Annotated in this window: 17 protein-coding genes; 8 read left to right on the plus strand and 9 right to left on the minus strand. The window is 39.7% G+C overall.

What is annotated here, in order from left to right:
• Positions 1–576: 576 nt before the first annotated feature.
• The 4 genes from RB214_RS18735 (at position 577) to RB214_RS18750 (ending at position 5317) form a co-directional block, all read left to right on the plus strand.
• The gene (locus RB214_RS18735; RefSeq protein WP_309169456.1) at positions 577–3024 is read left to right on the plus strand and encodes a M1 family metallopeptidase; all 2448 of its coding nucleotides are present in this window, start codon (positions 577–579) and stop codon (positions 3022–3024) included.
• A complete protein-coding gene (locus RB214_RS18740) occupies positions 3024–3518 on the plus strand; it encodes a DUF6702 family protein (RefSeq protein ID WP_024605824.1) in 495 nt (164 codons plus the stop codon). The genes RB214_RS18735 and RB214_RS18740 overlap by 1 nt, the downstream gene beginning before the upstream one ends.
• Before the next feature lie 322 nt (positions 3519–3840).
• Positions 3841–4458, plus strand: a complete 618-nt coding sequence (locus tag RB214_RS18745; protein WP_024605825.1) for an HAD family hydrolase — start codon at positions 3841–3843, stop codon at positions 4456–4458.
• 133 nt (positions 4459–4591) lie between these two features.
• Complete coding sequence (locus RB214_RS18750; protein ID WP_024591562.1) at positions 4592–5317, plus strand: YebC/PmpR family DNA-binding transcriptional regulator; 726 nt, start codon at positions 4592–4594, stop codon at positions 5315–5317.
• Between the two features lie 37 nt (positions 5318–5354).
• On the opposite strand, the gene RB214_RS18755 is transcribed toward RB214_RS18750, so the two are convergent.
• Positions 5355–6116, minus strand: coding sequence for an IS5 family transposase (locus RB214_RS18755; RefSeq protein WP_309169457.1), 762 nt, complete (start codon positions 6114–6116; stop codon positions 5355–5357).
• Between the two features lie 281 nt (positions 6117–6397).
• Complete coding sequence (locus RB214_RS18760; protein ID WP_309169458.1) at positions 6398–8587, minus strand: malate synthase G; 2190 nt, start codon at positions 8585–8587, stop codon at positions 6398–6400.
• Between the two features lie 239 nt (positions 8588–8826).
• Here RB214_RS18760 and RB214_RS18765 point away from each other — a divergent pair, with 239 nt between their 5' ends.
• Positions 8827–10428 (plus strand): isocitrate lyase, encoded by a 1602-nt coding sequence (locus RB214_RS18765; protein WP_309169459.1) that lies wholly within the window; start codon positions 8827–8829, stop codon positions 10426–10428.
• 805 nt (positions 10429–11233) lie between these two features.
• Here the strand turns inward: RB214_RS18765 and RB214_RS18770 are convergent.
• The 3 genes from RB214_RS18770 to RB214_RS18780 all read right to left on the minus strand — a co-directional run bounded on the left by RB214_RS18770 (position 11234) and on the right by RB214_RS18780 (position 15952).
• Positions 11234–13252, minus strand: coding sequence for a S9 family peptidase (locus RB214_RS18770; RefSeq protein WP_309169460.1), 2019 nt, complete (start codon positions 13250–13252; stop codon positions 11234–11236).
• A gap of 152 nt (positions 13253–13404) precedes the next feature.
• Positions 13405–14139, minus strand: coding sequence for a 5-oxoprolinase subunit PxpA (locus RB214_RS18775; RefSeq protein ID WP_309169461.1), 735 nt, complete (start codon positions 14137–14139; stop codon positions 13405–13407).
• A gap of 1 nt (position 14140) precedes the next feature.
• Positions 14141–15952, minus strand: a complete 1812-nt coding sequence (locus tag RB214_RS18780) for a glycoside hydrolase family 3 protein (RefSeq protein WP_309169077.1) — start codon at positions 15950–15952, stop codon at positions 14141–14143.
• 927 nt (positions 15953–16879) lie between these two features.
• Here RB214_RS18780 and RB214_RS18785 point away from each other — a divergent pair.
• The gene (locus tag RB214_RS18785) at positions 16880–17653 is read left to right on the plus strand and encodes a S8 family serine peptidase (RefSeq protein ID WP_309169079.1); all 774 of its coding nucleotides are present in this window, start codon (positions 16880–16882) and stop codon (positions 17651–17653) included.
• A gap of 50 nt (positions 17654–17703) precedes the next feature.
• Here RB214_RS18785 and RB214_RS18790 read toward each other — a convergent pair whose 3' ends face one another.
• Positions 17704–18882, minus strand: coding sequence for an IS4 family transposase (locus tag RB214_RS18790; protein ID WP_309168668.1), 1179 nt, complete (start codon positions 18880–18882; stop codon positions 17704–17706).
• A 53-nt stretch (positions 18883–18935) separates the two neighbouring features.
• Between RB214_RS18790 and RB214_RS18795 the strand changes: the two genes are divergently transcribed.
• Positions 18936–21509, plus strand: a complete 2574-nt coding sequence (locus RB214_RS18795; RefSeq protein WP_309169082.1) for a S8 family serine peptidase — start codon at positions 18936–18938, stop codon at positions 21507–21509.
• Positions 21510–21527: 18 nt separating this feature from the next.
• Here RB214_RS18795 and RB214_RS18800 read toward each other — a convergent pair whose 3' ends face one another.
• The 3 genes from RB214_RS18800 to RB214_RS18810 form a co-directional block, all read right to left on the minus strand.
• On the minus strand, positions 21528–23009 hold the full coding sequence (locus tag RB214_RS18800; protein WP_309169084.1) for an IS66 family transposase: 1482 nt from the start codon (positions 23007–23009) through the stop codon (positions 21528–21530).
• Between the two features lie 80 nt (positions 23010–23089).
• Complete coding sequence (gene tnpB, locus RB214_RS18805; RefSeq protein WP_010554756.1) at positions 23090–23440, minus strand: IS66 family insertion sequence element accessory protein TnpB; 351 nt, start codon at positions 23438–23440, stop codon at positions 23090–23092.
• On the minus strand, positions 23437–23778 hold the full coding sequence (locus tag RB214_RS18810) for a hypothetical protein (RefSeq protein ID WP_008467385.1): 342 nt from the start codon (positions 23776–23778) through the stop codon (positions 23437–23439). Before RB214_RS18810 ends, tnpB begins: the two co-directional genes overlap by 4 nt.
• Positions 23779–24076: 298 nt before the next feature.
• On the opposite strand from RB214_RS18810, the gene RB214_RS20500 reads away from it, so the two are divergent.
• Positions 24077–24421, plus strand: a complete 345-nt coding sequence (locus tag RB214_RS20500; RefSeq protein ID WP_375144350.1) for a GlyGly-CTERM sorting domain-containing protein — start codon at positions 24077–24079, stop codon at positions 24419–24421.
• Positions 24422–24489 lie beyond the last annotated feature (68 nt).

Below are 24489 nucleotides of genomic sequence, written 5' to 3' on the forward strand. Positions count from 1 at the left end.
CCCACCGCATTTCTTGCTAGTAATCGATATTAATTTGAGGATAAATGTGACGAATTTATTTGCCTCAAATAAAAAGGTTGGCGATTTTAAATATAAACAGCGCTAAAGATCAACCTAAAATTACACTATTTGTCATTTATCGTACAAATAGCGAATATTAATGAAGTTCGGCAATATTTGAGCCAATTATTTACTCGTTTCACTGTGTTTTTGTTCAGTAGAAAGGGCTTTTAGGCCATTTTACTTGTTGCGAATTAGTAATACTTATACGTAGGATTAATGGTTTACCTGGTAATGTCAAAGCAATACTTTTTTAGCAATATATATAAAATGAATGATATTTTTTTAAGTTCTGGGACTTTGTATTTAACCGATCAAAACCATTATTAAAACCCAATTTTGTAAACCCCCTTTACAGTTTTTATCTATTCGTATTTTGTTACAAAATAATTGTATTTTTCAATCTAAAAAACTAAGTGAACATCACCCTAAAAATACGGTACTTGGTCGCTAATTTATTGAAGCTAACTGGTATATTTGTCAAAGTACGCTCACAAAATTATATTAGGACTAACAATGAAAAAAATAAGTCTTACGCTAAGTGCTTTTGTATTGCCATTCGCAATATCGAGTGCAGCTATGGCGTCTTCGGTTGAACAAACAAAAGGTTCTTTTGTTGATAAATTTCGTCAATTAGACGAAGCACTTCCTACACCCAATGTTTATCGTAGTGCCGCTGGCGAACCAGGTGAAAAATACTGGCAGCAACGTGTAAATTACGATATTGATGTGAAGCTAGATGAACAAAAGCACCGCATTACCGGTAGCCAAAGCATTGAATATAAAAATAACTCACCACATACGCTTAAATATTTATGGTTACAGTTAGATCAAAATATTTTTAAAAGTGACTCTATTGCCGAAACAACTAAAACATTTAAAAGCACTTTAGAAATCCTACCAGCTCAAAAGCCCGCTAAATTAAGTTTAGGTGAATTACGTCGTCAGCAATTTATGAGCGACAACGAACTGGGTTATACAATCAGTGGCGTAAAAGATGACGATGGTAAAGAGCTACGCGTAACTGTAGTTGATACCTTAATGCGCATCGATTTAAACGAGCCATTAAAACCAGGTAAAGAAGTCGAATTTAGCATGAACTTTGCCTTCAACATTGTTGAAGAAGATGCAGTGGGTGCACGTTCTGGTTACGAGCACTTTGAAGAAGACGGCAACGACATATTCTTAATTGCTCAGTGGTTTCCTCGTTTAGCGGCTTATACCGATTACGAAGCGTGGACAAACAAGCCGTTTTTAGGCTCTGGTGAGTTTACGCTTGAGTTTGGTGATTACGATGTTGAGATTACTGTTCCGGCAGATCACATTGTATCGGCAACAGGTAAACTTGATAACGCGAGCAAAGTACTTACAAGTACTCAGCGTAAACGTTTAAAGCAAGCCGAAACATCTAAGCGTCCTGTGTTTATTGTTAACGCAGAAGAAGCGCTAGAAAACGAAAAAGAAGGCACCGACAAAACTAAAACGTGGCACTTTAAAGCGCAAAACGTACGTGACTTTGCTTGGGCGTCGTCTCGTAAGTTTATGTGGGATGCAAAGGGTTATCAGCAAGGTGGTGACGTTCAACCTTTAGTTATGGCAATGTCGTTCTTCCCTAAAGAAGGTGGTGACTTATGGGAGAAGTACTCAACTGAAGCGGTAGTACACACAATGGAAGTGTACTCTAAGTATTCTTTTGACTACCCATACCCAACTGCGCAATCGGTAAATGGCCCTGTTGGCGGTATGGAATACCCAATGATTACCTTTAACGGCCCGCGTACTAAGTTACAAGATGATGGTACACGTACTTATTCTCAAGCTGAAAAACGCTTTTTACTTGGCGTAGTTATTCATGAAGTGGGTCATATTTACTTTCCAATGATTGTTAACTCAGATGAGCGCCAATGGACGTGGATGGATGAAGGCTTAAATAGCTTTTTAGATGGCGTTGCTGGTCGTGAATGGGATCCTACTATTCCTTGGGGTGTTGAGCCTCGCGATATAGTGAGCTACATGAAGTCTGAAAACCAAGTACCTGTTATGACTCAGTCAGACAGTGTATTACGCTTAGGTCCTAATGCTTATACTAAACCTGCAGCAGCCCTTAATATTTTACGTGAAGTAATTTTAGGTCGTGACTTATTCGACTTTGCATTTAAAGAGTATGCTCAGCGCTGGAAATACAAGCGCCCTACTCCAGCTGATTTTTTCCGTACAATGGAAGAAGCCTCTGGTGTTGATTTAGATTGGTTTTGGCGTGGCTGGTTTTACACCACAGACCATGTAGATATCTCTTTAGATAAAGTATATCAACTACGTTTAGACACTAAAAACCCTGATATTGATTACAGCCGTTTACGTGATATTGAAGCAGACAAACCTACTTCATTATTTGTTGAGCGTAACCGCGCACAGGGTAAAAAAACATGGGTTGAGAAAAACTCTGATGTTACCGATTTTTATGACGAAAACGACCGTTTTACTGTAACCAATAAAGAACGTAACTCGTACAATAAGTTTTTAAAAGGCTTAGAGCCGTGGGAGCGTAAAACGCTTGAGCGTGCTTTAGAAGAAGATAAAAACTATTACGTTATGGAATTTTCAAACCTTGGTGGTTTGGTAATGCCTATTTTATTAGAGCTAACATATGAAGATGGCACTAAAGAAGAGCGCTATATTCCTGCTGAAATTTGGCGTCGTAATTATAAAAACGTTCAAAAGCTGATTGTTACCGATAAAAACAAACCGCTTGTATCAGTTACTGTTGACCCAGGCTGGGAAACAGCTGACGTAGATGTTGAAAACAATAACTACCCTCGTCGTATTATTCCTTCACGTATTGAAGTGTTTAAAAAGGAAAAGAGTAAAGCTAAAGTAAGTCGCGATATCATGCAAGATATTAAAACTGAGCTTAAAACTGATGAGAAGAAAGACGAAAAGGATGACGGTGAGGAGCAGCAATAATGCGCTTTTTGCTTATTATTGTTTGCCTTTTAGTTGCTGCGCCAAGTATGGCGCATCAACTAAAGTCGTCAGTTACAACCGTACTTTTTAATAAACGAACGCATAATGTTGAATTAATGCATCGCTTTTATTTACATGATACTGAACACGCCGTAGGAACATTGTTTAAAGGCAAAATTGATATTATTAGTAATAAAGCCGACCAACAACGTTTTGCTAAGTATGTTGAATCGCATGTTGCTCTACAAACGTTAAGTGGCGAACCTTTACCACTTAGCTTTGTAGGGGCACAAGTTGATGGTAAGTTTTTTTGGGTTTACCAAGAAGCACCAATTCCTGCAGGAATTGAAGGAATTAAAATGAGTAATGGCGCACTTCGTGATTTATGGCCATCTCAGGTAAATATGGTAAACGTTGAGGGCAAAGGTAAGATTAAAACTTTAAACTTTGCTCAAGATGATACTTGGCTCGAAGCCCGCTTTGAGCAAAATTAATATTTAAAACTTCCCCAACCGACGCGCACAGCAGTTGTTTATGTGCGCGTTTTCTTCATACGTTTAAACTGCGTTCATGTTTGATCTGTTATTTGTAAATTTACGTAAAATTTGTGAGTTCAATTTGTATATTTACCTTTTTTTGCGCATGATATATCAAGCACTTAAATTACTTTGTTATCAATAGATTGATAATGGTGCGTATTAATATTTAAATATAGTTAGTTTCATTTATCCCTTTGTATTTACCGGCCTAGGGCATAAGCAGTAGAGAATTTTATGTTTAAATTTCATTTAGTAATAACTAAATTCAGGGAATGATATGACTACTCAGGTTGAGGCTATTTTTGGAGTGATTTTTGATTTAGATGGAACATTGGTTTCATCTAAATTAGATTTTGCATTAATAAAGGCCCAAATAGGTTGCCCTTGCGAGCAAGACTTACTTGATTACATTGCTCAGTTGCCCTCACCGTATATGCGTGAAGAGGCAATGAATATAGTTCACCAACACGAATTAATAGATGCACAACATGCCAGTATATTACCTGGTGTGAGTGAAGCTATTCATGCTTTAAAGTCTAAAAATATTCCGATGGCGATTGTTACTCGCAATTTTGATAAAGCAGCGGCAATTAAATTACAAAATAATCCACTCCCTATCAGCACAGTTTTAACGCGAAGCGATGCCCCAGCAAAGCCAGATCCCAGCGCTTTAAATGCCATTGCTACACTTTGGAACATTAACGCCAGAAATTTACTTTATGTAGGCGATTACCTTTACGACATTCAAGCTGCGCACAATGCAAATATGCGCGCGTGTTTATACGCTCCAGAGTCAACGCCTGCTTATGCCGATCAGGCAGATTACGTTTTACATGACTTTGTTGAATTAGTGACATTAGTTGAGAGTTATTCTGAAAAAATAGAGTTATGTTAAATAGGGTGCTATTAAATTTATTTAAGAATAAGTGCTATGTTATTTAAATTACAAAATAACGTTTGTTCCTAGCCCAATACGTTTTGAATTGGTAAAATACCGCAAAACGTAACGTATTCATTAGGGGCACAAAATGGGCAGAGCATTTGTAGTTCGTCAAAGTTCTATGATCAAAACAGCCAATGCAAAAACAAAAGTAAACTCAAAGTATGGTAAAGAGATTTACGTTGCAGCAAAAAGTGGCGATCCCGATCCCGAAGTAAATCAAACACTACGCCGTCTAATCGAAAAAGCTAAAAAAGACCAAGTACCAGCGCACGTTATCGATAAAGCAATTGAAAAAGCAGCCGGTGGTGCAGGGGAAGATTACTCTGTTGCCCGTTACGAAGGCTATGGCCCAGGTAATTGCATGGTTATTGTTGACTGTTTAACTGACAATCCGAACCGTACAATTAAAGATGTACGTTTGCCATTTACTAAAACAGACTCAAAAATTGGTACTCCTGGCTGTGTAGCACATATGTTTGATCATTATGCGGTACTTGGCTTTGCGGGTGATGACGACGAAATAGTATTAGAAGCATTAATGATGGCTGATGTTGATGTTAGCGATGTTGAAGCCGAGGACGGTAAAATATCGGTATTTGCACCGCCAACAGAATACTTTAAAGCTAAAACAGCCCTTGAAGACGCATTTGAAGGCATTAACTTTGAAGTAGACGAAATTACGTTTATTCCTCAAGTTAATATTGAAATTGAAGACGAAGAAGTTATTGCTAACTTTGATAAATTTATAAATATGCTTGAAGATTGTGACGATGTACAAAATATTTATCACAATGCTATTGTAAAAAATTAGATTTAATTAGGGGCTGTTGATCTTTGTAGTACATATATCAATCAGCCCACATTGGTAGCCACATCATAGTAAATGCTAAAGCGAGCATTGAATGATAATTTCGTTCAAGCTTTTCATACCGCGTGGCTATCCCTCTATATTGCTTAATACGGCCAAATGCATTCTCAACCAAGTGCCGATATTTGTACATGCACCAGTCAATATCTTCATTGCCTACTAAACTGTTGCCCTTACGTGGAATAACGGGTGTAGCGTTATTATCACGAACAAACGCTCTCAGTTTTTCACTGTCGTAGCCTTTATCTGCGACAACCATATTACTTGTTGGGCAATTAGCTACGAGTGACTCTGCATGGACGATATCATGCGTATTTCCACAGGATAATTCATAATAAACAGGCAACCCTCCGCTATCGACTGCAAGATGAATTTTCGTAGAATTTCCACCTCGGCTCTTTCCAATTGATTCATTGTCAGCAGTTCTTGCACCGCAACTATGTTGATGAGCCCTGACAATACTGCCATCAATGAAGACCCAATCCATGTCCGCATCACGAGATAATGCGAGAAACAGTTCATTCAAAATCCCTTTTTTGGACCATAAATTAAACCGTCTGTAGATAGCACTCCAACGGCCAAAATCAGAAGGTAAATCTCGCCATGGAATACCTGTGCGCATCTTATACAGTATGCCTTCGAGCGTTTTTCTATGGTCGGGCTTATTATAAATTCGACCACTTAAGTACATTACTTTTGATAAGACATTCCATGTCCCGTCTGTTAACATTAATCTTGGCATGTAGGTTCGGTGTAAAGTTTTCTGGCGAATTCAATTATACCTTATCTTCATGCTGTTTGTTTTTCATACCACAAAGATCAACACGCCCTAGCTAAAAGATTTAAAAAGCGTGTTTTGTGTATGCAAAACACGCTTTTTTACGTTTGAATAAATGTTAGATATTCATGTGTATTATCTATATACCTTTAAAATGCCTTAAAAGTGATGTTATTCTAATTTTAGGCGATAAAAAACCAGCTTAAAAGCTGGTTTAGCACTTAATCTGAACTTTGCTTAAGCGGTTAAAGCGTATTCGTTTTTTGTGCTTTATATTTTATACGGTAGCTATGTAGTAGTGGTTCAGTGTAACCACTAGGTTGTGTTACACCCTCCAAAACCAGTGCAAGTGCAGCTTGAAACGCAATGCTGTTATTAAGGGTTTCTTCGTTTATTGCCATGGGTGTATACGCAGTGTCGTGCTCGTTTTGACCATCAACTACTTTGGCCATTTTAGCCATTGTTGATTTTATTTGCGCCTGTGAACACACGCCATTTAGCAACCAATTAGCCATATGCTGGCTTGAAATACGCAGTGTTGCTCTATCTTCCATTAGCCCGATATGGTTAATGTCGGGTACTTTTGAGCAACCAACGCCTTGATCAATCCAACGTACAACGTAACCTAAAATACCTTGTGCGTTGTTTTCTAGCTCACTTTGAATATCTTCTTTTGAAAGCGTTTTAGCATCTGTCATTAGCGGCGGTGTAAGCAGGTCATTAAGGCTCGCAATAGCACGTTTAGCTATACTTTGCTGCTCGGTAAATACGTTTATATCGTGATAATGCATTGCATGCAGAGTAGCGGCTGTAGGGGAGGGCACCCATGCTGTATTAGCGCCTGATTTAGGGTGAGCTTGTTTTTGCTCCATCATTAATGCCATTTTATCTGGCATTGGCCACATGCCTTTACCTATTTGTGCTTTATGACTTAAGCCACAAGCAAGGCCAATATCGACGTTGCGATCCTCATAAGCTTGTATCCATGATTGCTGCTTAATCTGTGCTTTTGGAAGCACAACGCCCGCTTGCATAGAGGTATGAATTTCATCGCCTGTGCGGTCTAAAAATCCAGTATTTATAAATACAACACGCTCTTTAGCTGCATAAATACAGGCTTTTAGGTTTACAGAAGTACGGCGTTCTTCATCCATAATACCCATTTTAAGCGTGTTTTTAGGTAAGCTTAGCGCTTCCTCTACTAAGCTAAATAAAGTGTTAGTAAACGCTACCTCTTCAGGGCCATGCATTTTTGGTTTTACTATATTAATACTTTGCGCGCTTGAATTTTTGATACCTGTTTTTTTATTTAGGTCGTGCAGGGCAGCGGTGGCAGTAAACATCGCATCCATAATGCCTTCAAACACCGGTTGATTAAACACATCGGTAATAGCAGGGTTCGTCATTAAATGGCCAACGTTTCTTACAAACATCATGCTACGGCCTTTTAAAGTAACGGTGCCGCCATCAAGTGCGGTGTATGTTTTATCACTTTGCAGAGTACGCTCTACAGTTTTATCGCCTTTTTTGAACGATTCAACTAAGTTACCTTGCATCAAACCAAGCCAATTTTTATAAACTTGTACTTTATCTTCTGCATCTACCGCAGCTACAGAATCTTCACAATCCATAATGGTTGTAAGCGCGGCCTCTAACACTACATCTTTTAAGCCTGCTTTATCTGCTTGGCCAATAATGTGGTGGTGATCGATATGTAGCTCTATGTGTAAATCATTGTTTTTTAATAACACTACGGTTGGGTTTTGTGCTTCACCTTGATAGCCAATAAGCTGAGATGGGTCAGCTAATGTGGTTTGAGAGCTATCACGTAACGTAATTAAAAGTGCGCCATCTACTACTGAATAATTAGTGCTTTCTATATGCGAGCCATTGGTCAGCGGCAATGCTTTATCTAAAAACTGGCGAGCGTAGGCCATTACCTTAAAACCACGAACAGGATTGTAGGTATTGCCTTTTTCGGCTCCATCGTCTTCGCTTAACACATCTGTACCGTATAAAGCGTCGTATAACGAACCCCAACGTGCGTTAGCGGCATTAAGTGCAAAGCGTGCATTACTTACAGGCACAACCAGCTGAGGGCCTGCTGTAAGGGCCACTTCGGGCTCTACATTTTGGGTTTCAATTGTAAAGTTGGCAGGCTCTTTAACTAAATAGCCAATATCTTTCAAAAAGGCTTGGTATTTAGCGCTATCCCAGGTTTTATTAGCAAGATGGTAGTCGTCTATTTGCTGTTGAAGCAGCTCTCGCTTTTCAAGCAGTGCCTTATTAATAGGGGTAAGTGTTTGAACGATATGTGCAAAACTTTGCCAAAATTGTGACTCACTTAAGTGAGTGCCAGGGAGTAATTGATTTTTAACGAAATCAGCGAGTTGTGTATCTACGCTGAGTCCTGAATGTGTGAGAGTGTGGGACATAGTTGCCTTCCTTTAAACGGTCGCGATGTTGTTGTGTGCTTGTGCGTAAGGCAACAATAACTCAAAAAAGCAATGTTGAGTGCTTTTTAGCCATTCACAAAATGTATAGCCACAATAACAACTATAAATTTACTAAATCTAAAAAATGAGCCTAATGTTGAATTAAGCGCTACGGAACACACTCCTAGCCACTCTCACAACATTAAAATAATTTACACACTCGTTCGAAGGATTTTATTATGACAACATATCAACGCGAAACAGACACACTCTCTACTCTTTGCCAAACACAAGGCAGCGCATGGAAAGCTATTAACCCTGAATACGCAAGCCGCATGCGTTTACAAAACCGTTTCCGTACTGGGATTGAAATTGCGCAATACACAGCAGACGTAATGCGTGAAGATATGGCTGCATATGACGCCGACACAAGCCAATACACGCAATCTTTAGGGTGTTGGCATGGCTTTACTGCCCAACAAATGATGATGGCTATTAAGCGCCATCAAAAAACAACTAAACGCAGCTATGTATACTTAAGTGGCTGGATGGTTGCAGCGCTTCGCTCTGCATTTGGTCCGCTGCCAGATCAAAGCATGCACGAAAAAACATCGGTACCTGCATTAATTGAAGAAATTTACACATTTTTAAAGCAAGCAGATGCACGTGAACTCGATCACTTGTTTAACGACCTAGATGAAGCAAAAGCGAACGGAGGCGATGTTCAAGCTGTTATTGATAAAATAGACAACTTTGAAACCCATGTTGTGCCAATTATTGCTGATATTGACGCAGGTTTTGGTAACGAAGAAGCAACTTACTTACTGGCTAAAAAAATGATTGAAGCCGGTGCATGTGCCATTCAAATAGAAAACCAAGTATCTGACGCCAAACAATGTGGTCACCAAGCGGGTAAAGTGACCGTTCCACACGAAGACTTTTTAGCAAAAATTAACGCAGTACGTTACGCCTTTTTAGAGCTAGGTATTGATAACGGCATTATTGTGGCACGTACAGATTCATTAGGCGCCAGCCTTACTCAAAAAGTACCTGTGTCGCAAACACCAGGTGACTTAGCAAGCCAATACAATGCATTTTTAGAAACTACGCCAATTAACGGTGTTGATGATTTAAATGAAGGCGATACGGCAATGAAAATTAATGGCCAGTTATGTAAACCAACTCGCCTAGATAACGGTTTATACCAGTTCCGCGAAGGCACTGAAAAAGACCGCGTAGTATTAGATTGTATTACTAGCTTGCAGTCGGGCGCTGATTTACTGTGGATTGAAACAGAAAAACCTCATGTTAAGCAAATTGCAGAACTGGTAAATCGTGTAAAAGAACACGTGCCAAATGCAAAACTGGTATACAACAACTCGCCTTCATTTAACTGGACGCTTAAGTTTCGTGAGCAAGTGTATCAAGAGTGGGAAGAAGCAGGCCGTGACCTTAGTGCTTACCCAAGCCTTGGCGATAATAAAGGCCTTATGGCACCAGAAATGGATGCAACAGAGCTTGCACAAGCAGCCGATTTACTAGTGCAAAACTTCCAGCGCGATGGCGCACGTGAAGCAGGTATTTTCCATCACTTAATTACTCTGCCTACGTACCATACAGCTGCGCTAAGCACTGATATTTTATCAGAAGGTTACTTTGGCGATATGGGTATGCTGGCTTATGCACGTGATGTACAACGCCAAGAAATTCGCCGCGAGCAAGCTTCTGTTAAGCACCAAGACCTAGCAGGGTCTAACATGGGCGATACACACAAAGAATACTTCTCTGGTGATAACGCGCTAAAAGCCGGTGGTGAAGACAACACCATGAACCAGTTTTAATTCCTAACTAGATAGTGTTACTCAAGGGCCAATAGGCCCTTTTTTATTGTTTTAAACAAAGTTTAAACATTGAAGCACAATTACAGATCAGACTTTAACTAGGGCGTGTTGATCTTTGTGGATTGAAATTTGTTCAATCTAGGGGCGATTAAATCGCGGCGCGAGGTTTGTAACCTAGTGGGCTAAGTAAAAACCGAGCAACAAAGAGTTTATCGTCCCTAGAAAGAACCCAAAGGGCAGCGCATGTTTGGTATTTATACTACGTTATCGCCTATTCATGGGGAATAACCACACTACATAAGCTCCGCCTTGCCTAAAAACCAAACATACTGCTGCAAATTAACCCACCAAAGTTCAACACGCCCTTGCCAAATCATGTTGGATCACTATTTAACTACCTGAGTGAATTTACAGATCAGAGTTTAACTAACCTTTCATAAAACGGCATATTTGGGGTGATTTTGCTGTAAAAAGCGTTTACAACAACTTTAAAAGGCAGGTAAGTGACTGATTTTTGCTTTAATAGACAAACTTAGCGAATTTATAAACCGATTTTTTACTAACTTCTCCGTGCGATAAAACAAAATTTTACTAACTGAGAGACTATAAACAGTGACTCAAACCGATTTTTTACCAACTCAAGTTACAAAAAATGCTATAAACCGAAATTTTACTAACTGAAGTTTTAGCTAAGTCCGATATTTAACTGTCACAGAAGTGTAAAGGGGGTTTACAGTTCGAATGCTACGGCGGTAAATATAAAAGCCACTTATTTAAAGTGGCTTTTATTTGAGTTATAAGTTTATTATTTAGTGTGTTTATCAAACCACCATTGAATATAAGCAACTTTAGTCATTAAGTTTGATGGGCGGGCTGTAATACCATGCGATGCATCAGGTATTCGCACCATTGCAGTATCAACACCTTGTAACTTTAATGCCTGATAAAACTGCTCAGTTTCTGATATTGGTGTACGGTAGTCAGATTCGCCAGTGAGCAACATAGTAGGAGTTTTAACGTTTCCTACGTAGCTAATGGGCGAGCGTTTCATGTAGTGCTCAATGTGATCCCACGGTTTACCCGGAAACCAGTAATTAGCAAAAAACGGGTAAAAATCGGCAGTTAGTACAAAGCTGATCCAATTAATAACCGGTTTGGCAACTACAGCCGCAGTAAAACGATCGGTATGACCTACAATCCAAGCTGTTAGCACGCCGCCGCCAGAACCGCCAGTTACAAACAATTTAGACTCATCAATAAACCCTTTCTCTATTAGCGCATCAACGCCCGTCATTAAGTCGTCAAAATCGTTACTTGGGTAATTGTGATGAATAGTTTGTGCAAACTCTTTACCGTATGAATCACTACCACGTGGGTTCATGTATAAAACGACATTACCTTTGGCTGCAAACAGTTGAATTTCAGCGCTAAAATGTGGGCCATAATTAGCTACTGGACCGCCATGTATTTCTAGTATTAGCGGATATTTTTTACTGCTATCAAATTCGGGTGGGTAAGCAATCCATCCTTGAATAGGTAACTCATCGTGACTTGATTTAATCCAAATTTCTTCCACTTTAGCCAAAGCTTTATCACCTAGAGCATCAGCATTAAGGGTAGTTAAACGCTGCGCTATACCGCGTTTAATTGTTGCTATATCAGCAGGGCGCTGAGTATCGGCAAGGGTAAAGGCTACTTCGCCATCTTCGCTTACATCAAAGTCACCACCAGAATAAGGGCGACCAAAGGCAACACTGCCAATTTGAGTTGTTATTATTTTACGCTTGCCGCTGCGTGGTTGATAGGCGAGGGCGGTTTGACCTTTATCTGCATAGCTAAAGTATATGCCTTTTGAGTTTGCACTCCATTTTATTTGACCTACGCTACGATCAAAATCTGGCGTTAAGCTAGTTGTGTTGCCTGTTTTTAAATCATGAATATAAAGCTGAGCGTTTTCGTAGTTAGTGCGTTTATCATCGTAACCTGTGTACGCTAAGTAACGACCATCGGGAGATACTTTAGGCTGCTCATCAGGTCCGTTTCGGTCAGTAACTTTAGTTATATTTTGTGTGGCTAACTCGAGTTGATAGATTTCACTGTTTGTGGGTTTTAGCTGGTTGTTTGTGTGCCTGTTCGCAGAAAAATAAAGTGATTTACCATCGTTACTAAAACTTACATCGCCTGCGTTATCAAATTCATCATCAGTGAGTTGTTTGGCATTACCACCGTTAGCATCTATGGAAAATAATTGGCTAAAACCTTTTTGCGTGTAACCGCCACCATCTGAACGGTAATACACATCATCAATAAATTTTGCGGGCTCTGCCCAGGTTGCGCCTTTTGGTTTGCCTGGTAAGCTCACTGGCGCTGAATTAGCGCTTGGAACAAACATGCTAAATATTAATTGGTTAGAATCAGGGCTCCATGTAATCGAACGTGGACTACTCGTTAAGTTACTAATTTTTGCCATAGCACCTGTTTTAAGCCATTTTATATATATTTGGCTGCTGCCATCGCGAGTTGATATAAACGCAAGGCGTTGACCATCAGGAGAGAGGACTGGCGAATAATCCATATGCACGCCAGAGGTTAGCGGTTGCATTTGTTTGGTTTTGTAATCAACAGACCAAATATTACCAACTTTGCGATCTGTTTTTATATCCATGCGGTTACGCACAAAATAAACAGTTTTACCGTCTTCGGTTATATCTATTTGATTGGCATATTCTAAATTAAACACGTCTTGCAGTTGTAGTGTATTTGTTTCAGCGTAGGCTAAATTGCTACAGCCTAAAATGAGGCTAAGTGTTAAAAGCTTTTTCATTTTAATCCCTGTTGTTACTTTTTTAATTTGCTGAGTAGTTATATGTTAGGGATTATTAAATTAACAGTAGGATGCGATGAAGCTCTTATTTAACTCTATGAGTTAAAGCTGTAAAGGGGGTTTACAGCTTCTATTTGAGGTTGTGTAAAAGTTTAGTTAGCTGAGTTACAAAGGGCTTTTATATCTTTTATAAGCGCTATGCCATCAGCGTTGTCGCCATGTACGCATAAGCTATGGGCGTTGAGCGTTAGTTTTTTTCCAGTTCGTGTTGTCACGCTGCCATCGGATAAAAGCTGAGTTACTTGTTTTAGTAATGCAGCTTTGTTGTGAACGCTACCCTCAAGCTGTCGTGAAACTAAATGCCCGTCGTCGGTGTACTGTCTGTCGGCAAATGCCTCGAGTATTACCTCAACTCCTGAATCTTTAGCTATTTGAATGTGCTTATTGGCATTTTTAGTCGCCAAAACCATTAGCTTTAAATCTATTGGGTAACTGGCAATTGCATTTATAACGGTTTGTAATATTTGCTCATCAGCCATCATGTCGTTATAAAGTGCGCCGTGCGGCTTTACGTAGCTAAGTGTTAAACCTTGTACTTTTGCCATGCCCTCAATAGCGGCTATTTGATAGTGCAGGCAATTTGTAAGCTCTTTTTCACTAAGTGTCATTGAGCGTCTACCAAAGCCCTGCTTGTCTGGGTAGCTTGGGTGAGCACCAATTTGTACGTTATGTTGCTTGGCAAGTACAAGAGTGTTTGCCATTACGTCGGCATCACCTGCATGGAACCCACACGCAATGTTAGCCATATCAATATGTGGCATAACGTCATCGTCTAGCCCCATTTTCCACGCGCCAAAGCTTTCGCCTAAATCACAATTGAGTTTCAAATTAGTGCGCCTTTTGCGGTTTTATTGTGACAGGTAATACGCCGTTAGCCGGTGCTTCTCCTAATAACACTTTTGCAAGTGCGGTAAAAGCAGGGCCAGATACAATATCGTTTTTATCTACATCAATATTATATGCATACGATGCCAGTACGGCATTTGCATAATCGCCAAATTTAGCAATGTCATAAGGGGCTCTCAGGCTTATAAAAACAGTGCTTTTATTACTCTGCTTTGCCATATTTAATAATGACTCAAGTGCTTTGGGCTGCTCTGCATTATTAAGTGCAAAATTTGAATCATCTTTTAAATCATCCATACCGCCAATTTCGACCGCACTTTGATTAGGTGTTGCATTACCGGCGATAACTACATCAGCGGCGTGTATCTGTGCTTTTGCGTGTGCAGGGTTAAACCCTTGTAGGCTGCTACAGGTATAGTTTAGTTTGTTCTGGCTAATAGCCTCAATCGCTTGCTGCATTGCCATACATTTACGCGTGTCGGGCATAATAATATGAACATTACTTCCTGCTTTAAAATTAAGTGGCAAAGTACTGTTATTATTTTTAACCTGCGTTATTGCCTCTACAGCAAGCTGCGCTTCTATTTCGCGATGTGCTGCACTGCCAATGGTTTGCTTTGCATTTATGAGCGCGGTAATAGGGTCAAAATTAGTGCTTAACCTAAATTTATTTTTAAGCGTAATTATACGCATCGCTGATTGTGCTATTTCTTGCTCATCAAGTTGGTTTGATTTAACCGCTGCAACAAGCTCTTTAATAAGGTCATCGAGCTTGTTTAAATCATCCGGTGTTCTAATTTCAACGGGCATTAGGGCAATGTCAGCCCCAGCCGCAAACGTATTTATTACCGCTTGAGTTGGCGTGAAGAAGTTACTAATACCAGCCATATCAAGCGCATCAGTTACTACAACTCCTTGGTAATTAAGCTCGCCACGTAAAATATCAGTAATGATTGCGCGCGACATTGTTGCTGGTTTTACCATAGTTTTGCCATTAACACTTATAAACGTTGTGCTATCAAGCGCTGGGTATTGAATATGGGCCGTCATTATCATACCTGGGTTTTGCTTGGCGATAATGTGTTTAAACGGTGCTAGGTCTTGCTCGTAAATAACTTCTTTTGCATGGTTTACTTTAGGCAAGCCTGTATGGCTATCTACGTTTGTATCGCCGTGACCCGGAAAGTGCTTTAACGAGGTAATCACGCCATTGCTTTCATATCCTGCAACCTGTGCGGCGCCCAATTTACTCACTAATGCTGGGTTTTCACCAAACGAACGAACGTTAATAACAGGGTTATCGGGGTTCATGTTTACATCAACCGTGGGCGCGTAGTTTACATTTATACCCAGCGAATTTAGCTCTTTAGCTATTACTGTTGCTGTTTTTGTCGCAAAGCTTGTACCGTGTTTTTTGTAGGTTGCGCCAATCGACATATTACCGGTAAATGAGGTGGCAACATCGCGTGGTAAACGCGCTACACGTCCGCCTTCTTGATCTATTGATATAAATAGCGGCAGCTTACTACTGGATTTACTTGCAGCTGTTTGCAATTGGCTATTAAGCGCAATTGTTTGCTCTATCGATTGAGTGTTTTCAGAAAATAAAATTACCCCACCAATATCGTATTTTGCAATAGCGGTAGCAAGCTCATTAGGTAACTCGGTCATTGGAGTTCGGCATTTATTACTTACTCCTTGCTGGCAGAAGTAACGAAAGTCGAGTATTAGCTTTTGCCCAAGTTGTTGTTCAAGAGAAAGTGTTGATTTAGCGAAAGAAGATTGTAATGGCATTAGACACCCAGATAAAAAAACGATAGAAGATATAGCACGCTTATTTAGCAAAACGCTCTCCAAAGCTAGATAAAATATAAAAGTGTATACAGCTTATCGACTTTTAGACATAACTGCAAAGCCATGAAGCATGGTGTTTTTATAAACTTAATAGCTGCTTAATATTTATATTTATTAGTAACTTATTTATACATAAGCACATAATTTCAAGTTAATCAAACTTGAACATTATAAGTTATAGATACATAATTATAGTGGTTTTTATAAATGCAGAGTAGAAGCTTTAAAAATGCCTTTTTTATAGTGATTGACTCATTACCCATAACAAATGCATAGTGCAAGGTATTCGCAGCAGTAATCGAGATAACTAAATTATAGCTCTCGCTTCGAGGTTAAGTGTGGCATACACTGCACATACTTTAACTCTAAAAGTTTGTAGGTACACTGTAGAATCACCTTAGTATTAACATATGCAGTTTTCATGAGTAAAACATCACATTTATTTACGTAAATTGTTACATGCATTAGATTAAATCAAATATTAAAAATATGTATGTAAACGAATGTAAAGCTAAACTCATTCAATAAACATAATGGTACCAACAATTAATTTTGCGTGATTATCTATTTTAAAAAACTGAAAACCAGTTAAAAATACTTATAAATCAACAAATAAAAGTATCATCGCAAGTAATACTTATTTTTTTAGCGCTTTTTTAAACCTATTTACTGCTTCACTTTTTCGCTGCGAAATTTACATTGACTATAAATCGCTACCAAAAATCAAACACACTACATTTACATTTAAATGACACATGTTATCTTTTAAATCTGCTTTATTTATTTTTAATTTAAATTCACTTTAATTTTTTAAATAAATCATAAAAAATAATAATTACATGCGTACAAAAGCGCAAGGAGTGTTCAGTGAAGACCCTAGTAGCATTAGCTGTTTCAGCAGCTCTATTAACCGTTTCGTTAAGTTCAGCAGCCGGCGGAAGCAGTGTTCATCAACAAATAGCACTTGCAAAGTCAGCAGTCGACAAAACTAAAACATCATCTACTTCAGCTACTCGTGTAGCTAAAGCAGTAAAAAAAATCGTTGTTGAGCCTGATTTAGCATCTGGTGAATATACTTATATTGTTCGCCTAGCAGATCTACCGTTAGCGACCTATGATGGCAGCGTTGTTGGTTTTGCTGCTACAAGCCCTAAAATAGCAAAAAAAGAACTCTTTTCAAAATTAGCTAATAGCAAAATGAGCTCGCAACAGGTACGTAATGAATTACGTTTAGATGTTAAATCTACTGACGCGGTTCAATACACCAACTACCTTGAAGATAAACAACAAAGTTTCCTTTCTAAAGCGCGCCTTTCATTAGGTAAACAAGCAAACGTTGTATATCAATACAAAAATGCATTCAACGGTGTTGCTATGCGCTTAACTCAAGAGCAAGCTGTAAAGTTAGCTGCTTTAGATGGCGTTGATTATATTGAACGTGAACGTATGGAAACAATGGATACTGACACCGGTCCTATTCATATTGGTGCCACCCAAGTATGGCAAGGCGAAGGTAATTCAGCCTCGAATATGGGTGAAGGCGTTATTATTGGTGTAATTGATAGTGGTGTAAATACAGATCACGACTCATTCGCTGACATTGGCGGTGATGGTTACGACCATACTAACCCTTGGGGCTGAGGGATCCCCACTTTAAACGGGCAGTTACACAGAATCCGTTACAGGCTCCTTTATCCAGCGGCTTCTTTTTCGTAATTCAAAATAAAGTTTTTTAAACTTTTTTCTATATAGCTTTGTGTAATACGTCTCTTACATAGCTTTATGACTTGCTTGGCTAAGGTTAAAAATGAAAGAACTCGGCGATTCTTAACGCTATTTGCTTGAAATTTTATATGCCACTTTCTTTTTTCTGCTTCACACCCTATAAACCATAACGCAGTGCTCGCTATTGTGGCTATCAAGCATAATATTCCTATTCTATTTATGCCGGTGCTTTTACTAAAACGCCACGAAAAACCATATCTCAAACTTTTGTCATCGCGGAAATTTTGCTCTATTTGCATTCTTTTACTATATAAACCAACTACTCGCTTACTCGTCATTGTATTGTCTGATGTCGCGAGTAACCATGGCTCTTTAGCTAAGTTTTGATACATTTTTGTATCTTTCGTAAATCTGCTTTTTCCTTTTCTTCCTTTATTTTTTCCATGATATACGTGTAAAAATGCATCGCATGCTGTCGGGCTAGACTGAGTTAGTCGTGCTTGACCTAACGTCTTAGGTATATCGCTGGCACCAGCCCTAAGTTGTTTTAATGTATGCCATTGTGATTGCATGGCTAGTTTACACTTCATTGAGCCTCTTAATCGACCTATCATATGCCAACCAAGTTCGCGTACTTTACTATACCAAGGCGTAAGAAAGCCGCCGTCTGTTACAATATAGACACTAGGATGTCGTCCAAGCACTTCATAAAGTTCATCTAAAAACAGGCTGTTGGTTGCTGGGCTATCAAAATCCTTCTGCTCAACAATCATGTTATAAATCACGATAGAGCGCCCATCCACAAGTAAGCTTGCTCGCAGTAAGTGATAGTCGTGACCACAGGCACCGCTCCAGTCAACGGCAATTGCAAGCATGGGTAAAGAGTCAATAATAGGATGAGCTAATGCTTCATAGATAGCGACCCTTTCATTGTAGAGGTGAGTATTTTTTAAGAAGCGATCAACGCGTTTTATTTTATGTTTTACATCCACAGCGCCAGACAAATTTCTGCCGATTTCAGTTAAGGTAAGTTTATTGCCCGAAATTAATGCATTACTGCAGCTTAGTAATGTTTTTACTCTGGCATTATTGAATGGCGCTAATGCATGTTTAAAGTACTTATGGCAAACTGATGTCTCAGGCATAGCAGTTGTGACTTATGTGGGTTGTGGTGATTTACATAAGATCATAAATTGCTGTGCCTGTCACGTTTTGGGGATTCGTCAGCCCTTGGGGTGCTGGTAATTACGTAGGTGATTGTGCAGGTGACTTTGTTGAACTATGTAACGACAAATTAATTGGCGTTCGCTCGTATGCAAGTGTTACTGATAACTATGACGATGTAGAAGTTTTTGGTACTACACCGCCAGCTAAAAATGGTGAAGATTACGGCGGTCACGGCTCACACACAGCAAGTACAGCAGGCGGTAATATTTTAAAAAATGTACCGTTAATTGCACTAGAAACTGGTGTGTTAGAAAGTGATGGTATCGTTAATGATACATTTTCGTTTGAACAAATATCTGGTGTAGCACCGCACGCCAATATTGTTGCTTACCAAATTTGTAGCCCTGGTAATACCGATGATAAATATACAGGTTGCCCTAGTGCAGCTATTGTTGCCGCTTTAGATGATGCGGTTGCTGATGGCGTTGATGTTTTAAACTATTCAATTAGTGGTGGTGGTAACCCTTGGGCAAGTTCTACTGAACTTGGTTTCTTAGCAGCACAAGAAGCGGGTATTTTTGCCGCAGTATCTGCTGGTAACGATGGTCCAGAAGCGTACACAACATCAAAAAATGCACCTTGGTATACTGTTGTTGGTGCTTCAACGCATGGTAGATCATTAGATAGCTTTGTTACATTTAACGATGAAGCGTTTGCATATTCAAACGGCACAGGTCCTATATTTACTGAAATTGTAACGGCTCCTCCTATTACGTCTTTATCTGTTGATGCAAATAATTTTGAAGGCTGTAGTGCTTTTGCTGCTGATTCATTTAAAGATGCTGTTGCTGTAATTAGTCGTGGTGCATGTGCATTCTCAGATAAAGTTGCTAATGCAACTGCTGCAGGCGCTGAAGCCGTTATTATTTACAATAATACAGATGGTGATACACGTCTTACTATGTCAGGCTTAGAAGGTACAACTATTCCTTCTGTAGCTATATCTGAAAACTCAGGTAAAGATTTATTAGATGCATTAGCTTCTACTTCAGGTATGACAATTTCTATCGACCCTGCAATCACTTTGGTTGTTGGTCAAGCTGATGATATGGCTGACTTCTCATCTCGTGGTCCTAACAGCACTACTGCTGATATTATGACTCCTTCTGTTACAGCGCCAGGTGTATCAATTTACGCGGCTTACAATGACCAAGATTTTGGTAATGATGTAACAGCCCCTTCTCCTGGTGACTTTGCCTTCTTACAAGGTACATCAATGTCAGCGCCTCATACTTCGGGTGCTGGTGCAGTATTAAAATCTGCACATCCAACATGGACACCAGATAACATTCGTTCAGCATTAATGATGACGGCTACAACCGATGTGCGTAAAGAAGACGGTTCAACACCAGCTGACGTATTTGATATGGGCTCAGGTAGTATTCGCGTTAATTTAGCGACTAATACGGGTCTTATCATGGATGAAACGTTTGGTAACTACATGAAGGCAAACCCTGCAACGGGTGGCGTTCCTTTATCACTTAACATTCCTTCAATGACAAATACACAGTGTATTGATACATGTACTTGGACTCGTACATTTACAGCAACTAAAGATGCGAACTGGACTGCAACTCCAGTATCAACATCTAATAATATGTCATTAACTGTTTCACCAACTAGCTTTGATATTGAAGCAGGCGAAACACAAACCGTAACTGTAACTGCTGATGTAAGCGCATCTGCTGCAGATGTATGGAACTTTGGTAGCCTTGAACTAACTTCAGCCGGTTTACCCGATGCTCATTTGCCTATTTTAGTGCAAGTAGCTGAAAGTAATTTACCAGAAGCATTATCAATAGCGGCATCTCGCTCAAGCGGTACTTATACATTCACTGATTTAATGTCTAAAAGTTTGAATAATATTGAAGTTGGTGTATTTGATAAAAGCTCTAACTTAGTTGAACCACAAACAGTATTTGTTGAAGATGGTGGTTTAGACTTTGTAGTACTTACTTTTGATGAAGTTGTACCGAATGTAGTATTTAGTACTTCATCAGCAACAGCGCCGGACATTGATTTACGAGTTTTAGATAGCGAGTTTAATAACATTGGTAGCAGTGCTGGTCCTAACTCAAACGAGTCATTAACATTCCTTAATTTACCAGCTGATACTTATTACATTGTAGCAAACGGTTACACTGCCTCAGCACCAGGTGCAACAGATGAAGTTGTAATTAGTGCAGTATCAATCTTAACAAATGACGAATCTAAAAGTGACACTGTTAGTGCTGCCGTTGAAGAAAGCAATGGTTCGTTTGACCTAACAGTTGCATGGTCTGATAACAGCGGTAGTAGCTCATTACTGTCATTGAAATCAGGTGATGGTTCTACAGAAGTTCAAATCCCATTAACAGTATCGTTTGCTAATGATGAAGTAACTGAAACTGTATCTACTGAGTTAGCTGCTGGCAATCAAGAAATGATCGCAGGTAAAGCGCAATCTGTAAGTTTTGATATAGAGCCAAACTTTACCAATGCAGATAAAGTTTATACATTAAAAGCAATGGTTACCGAAGGTCAAGAAATTGCCAATGTAACGTGAGCGTCTAGCGAACTACACCTATGTTTTAAAATTCCAGGGTAACAAGCTGTCGATATCGGGCTCAGGCTGGCACAGTTCATCAAGGCAAGCACAGATGTAATTAAATGGGATTAGACCATTTATCTTGGCGGTTTCCACAATGCTGTAAAGGGTGGCACTAGCATGGGCACCGTTAGCCGTTTGGCTAAATAACCAATTCTTTCGGCCTATCACAAACGGTTTTACCGCGCGTTCTGCTCTATTATTATCGATACTAAGTCGGCCATCATCAACATAGCGTATGAGCTTGTGCCATTGATTTGCCAGGTAATTAGCTGCCTCTATCAGTTTGCTGTTCCCCACTAAATTTGGCTGATCCTGCTCAAGCCATATTTTTAGCTTGCTAAGAATAGGCAGGCTAACCTCTTGTCTTGCCGTATATTTGTCATCCACACTTTTATCTTTGATGCGTGACTCAACGCCGTACAGTTTTTGGATAAGGCTCAATACCACATCCGCTTTGCCGGTTTTGTTTTTACCTTGTAGCTTTTTCGCGTCGATAAATTTACGACGAGCATGCGCCCAGCAGCCAATTAAGGTTGCCTCTGTTCTGGCATAGGCTTGATAGCCATCCACGTGCAAGTACCCTTGATATCCATCAAGATAATTGACCACGCAGGCGGCCGCGCGACTATTGTGGAAGTCGTAAAGTACGATATTAGGGATGGGACTATTCGGGTCTGGTGAATCTCGACCCGAGCAATACACCCACATGTAACTGTTTACTTTGTCCGATTTCACCACCTTTAATGGCGTTTCATCGGCAAACAGCGTGGGTTGCCTTAACAACTCGGCTTTAAGCCGTTCAACTAATGGCGCGAAGAGTGTGGCTGATTTGTCTATCCAGCTGCTCATGGTCTGTCGACTGAGTTCAATACCGTATTGCTTAAACATCGCTTCCTGGCGATACAGCGGTAACCCGTATTGGTATTTACTGGTGATAAGCTGACTGAGCAAACTGCTGGTTGCAATGCCTTTGTTGATGGGCATGGCAGGCATTGAGGCTTGTTTAATCTGTGTCTGAGTTAAGGATTTATCACAGTGACGGCAGGCGTATTTAGGCCTAATATGCTCAATCACTTTGATTTTAGCGGGTATGAACTCAAGCTTTTCTGACTTATCTTCACCCATTTTATGTAGCTCACCGCCACAGCAATCACAGGTTTTGTCGATGATGTCGTGAATAACCTGCTCACGAGGTAAGTCTTTTGGCAGTGGCTTACGCACCGGCTTTTTACGGGTATAGCTAATGGATTGTTGCTCTGCCTCAACTTCCTCAACAATTTCTTCCACTTCATTGAATAACTCGCCTTGCCCGGCAAAGCCTTCAGCACTTTTGCCGAATTGTTTTTGTTGGGCCAAGCTCCAGCGCTCTTCCAATGCCGCAATCTGGGCATCCTTCTGCGCTAACAGTTTTTCAAGTTCAGCAATGCGCTGTTTAAGGGCGAGTTCATTTTTCATGACGCCTATTTTAAGGCATCATCAAAGGCTTTGCAGTGCTAACTGAACTCACTTTGATGATCATCAATCGATCGCAAATATTAAAGCATTTGCTTACCTGCGACATCAATTTTACTGTGTCCAATCACATCATAACCCGATAATAACCAGTGTAATTGCTGCTCGCTTAAGGTCATGGTGGGTGACATGAGTTTGGGCCATTTGAACTTATGCTTATCTAATCGCTTATACCACAGTGCAAAACCGGTGTTATCCCAGTAAAGCAGTTTGAGTTTGTCACGGCCTTTATTACAAAACACAAATAGCGCACCACTGAGCACGGGTAGTTCAAGCTCTGCTTCCACCAACGCCGCCAGACCATTAATTGATTTTCGAAAATCAACGGCATCGGCACATAAATAGACGGTGGGTACATCAACGAACATCCTCATACCGTTAGCCCTTTAATAATGGCAACGATATCGGCCGTCGCTAAATCGATAGGAAACGTGAGTTGGCCGGTTAGCGTATCAAACTGCAGCGTATTTTGACGAGTTTGCGCGCAGACTTCAGTAGTTTGTTTTACCTGGACAAAACGTGATGATGTAAGGCACTGCGTGTGCACTGGCAAGGTGGAATTAGGCTGGTCTTTTGCCAGTAAAGCACGTTGTTTATAATAAGTCGTAATAGCGACATTATGGTGTTGGCAGAATTCAATATTAGTACCACTAAACGTACTGCGTTTCAGCAAAAGCTGCTGCCACTGTGCGCTTGTTCTGTAAGTTTTCATCACCTGCTCCGAATTTATCATTGAGCAGGTATTTTTAGATAATCAGAACATCGATGCTAGGTGTGGTTCGCTAGACGCTTACAATGTAACTAATGATGGTGTTGTAAGCGGAAATATTGCTGAGTGGACTATTACTCGTAAGGCTGGCGAATCAACTGAGTTACTATCTGTAGGTTTTGATTTAATTCCTAGAGAAGTAGGAACTGAAAAAGAGCTAACACTTACAAATACGATTGGCGATAGTACTGTTTCATCTACTTATAGCTTTGGTGTTAATGAAGCTGCACCTGTTGCTGTAATTACAGGTACTTCAAGTACAACTGAAGGTGATGTTGTTATATTTGATGGTTCTGGATCAACAGATGCAAATAATGACGAACTAACTTATACGTGGACTCAGTTATCTGGTACACCTGTTACTATTATTTTATCTTCGGCTTCTGAAGTTAAATTTAATGCACCTAAGGTATCAAGCGATGAAACTATCTCGTTCCAATTAGAAGTTAGTGATAGCAAAGGTAATACAGATACAGCTGTTGCATCAACGTCTATTATTAATAAGAGCTCAAGTGGTTCATTTGGTTGGTTAATGGCCTTGCTTACACCATTGTTGTTCGCACGTCGTAGAAAAAATAATTCGTAAGATTAAATACGTACTATAAATAAAAACCATTAGTTTCATTTGAAGCTAATGGTTTTTTTATTACTTTC

The organism is Pseudoalteromonas sp. HL-AS1 (genome assembly GCF_031198785.1).
Lineage (GTDB): Bacteria > Pseudomonadota > Gammaproteobacteria > Enterobacterales > Alteromonadaceae > Pseudoalteromonas > Pseudoalteromonas distincta.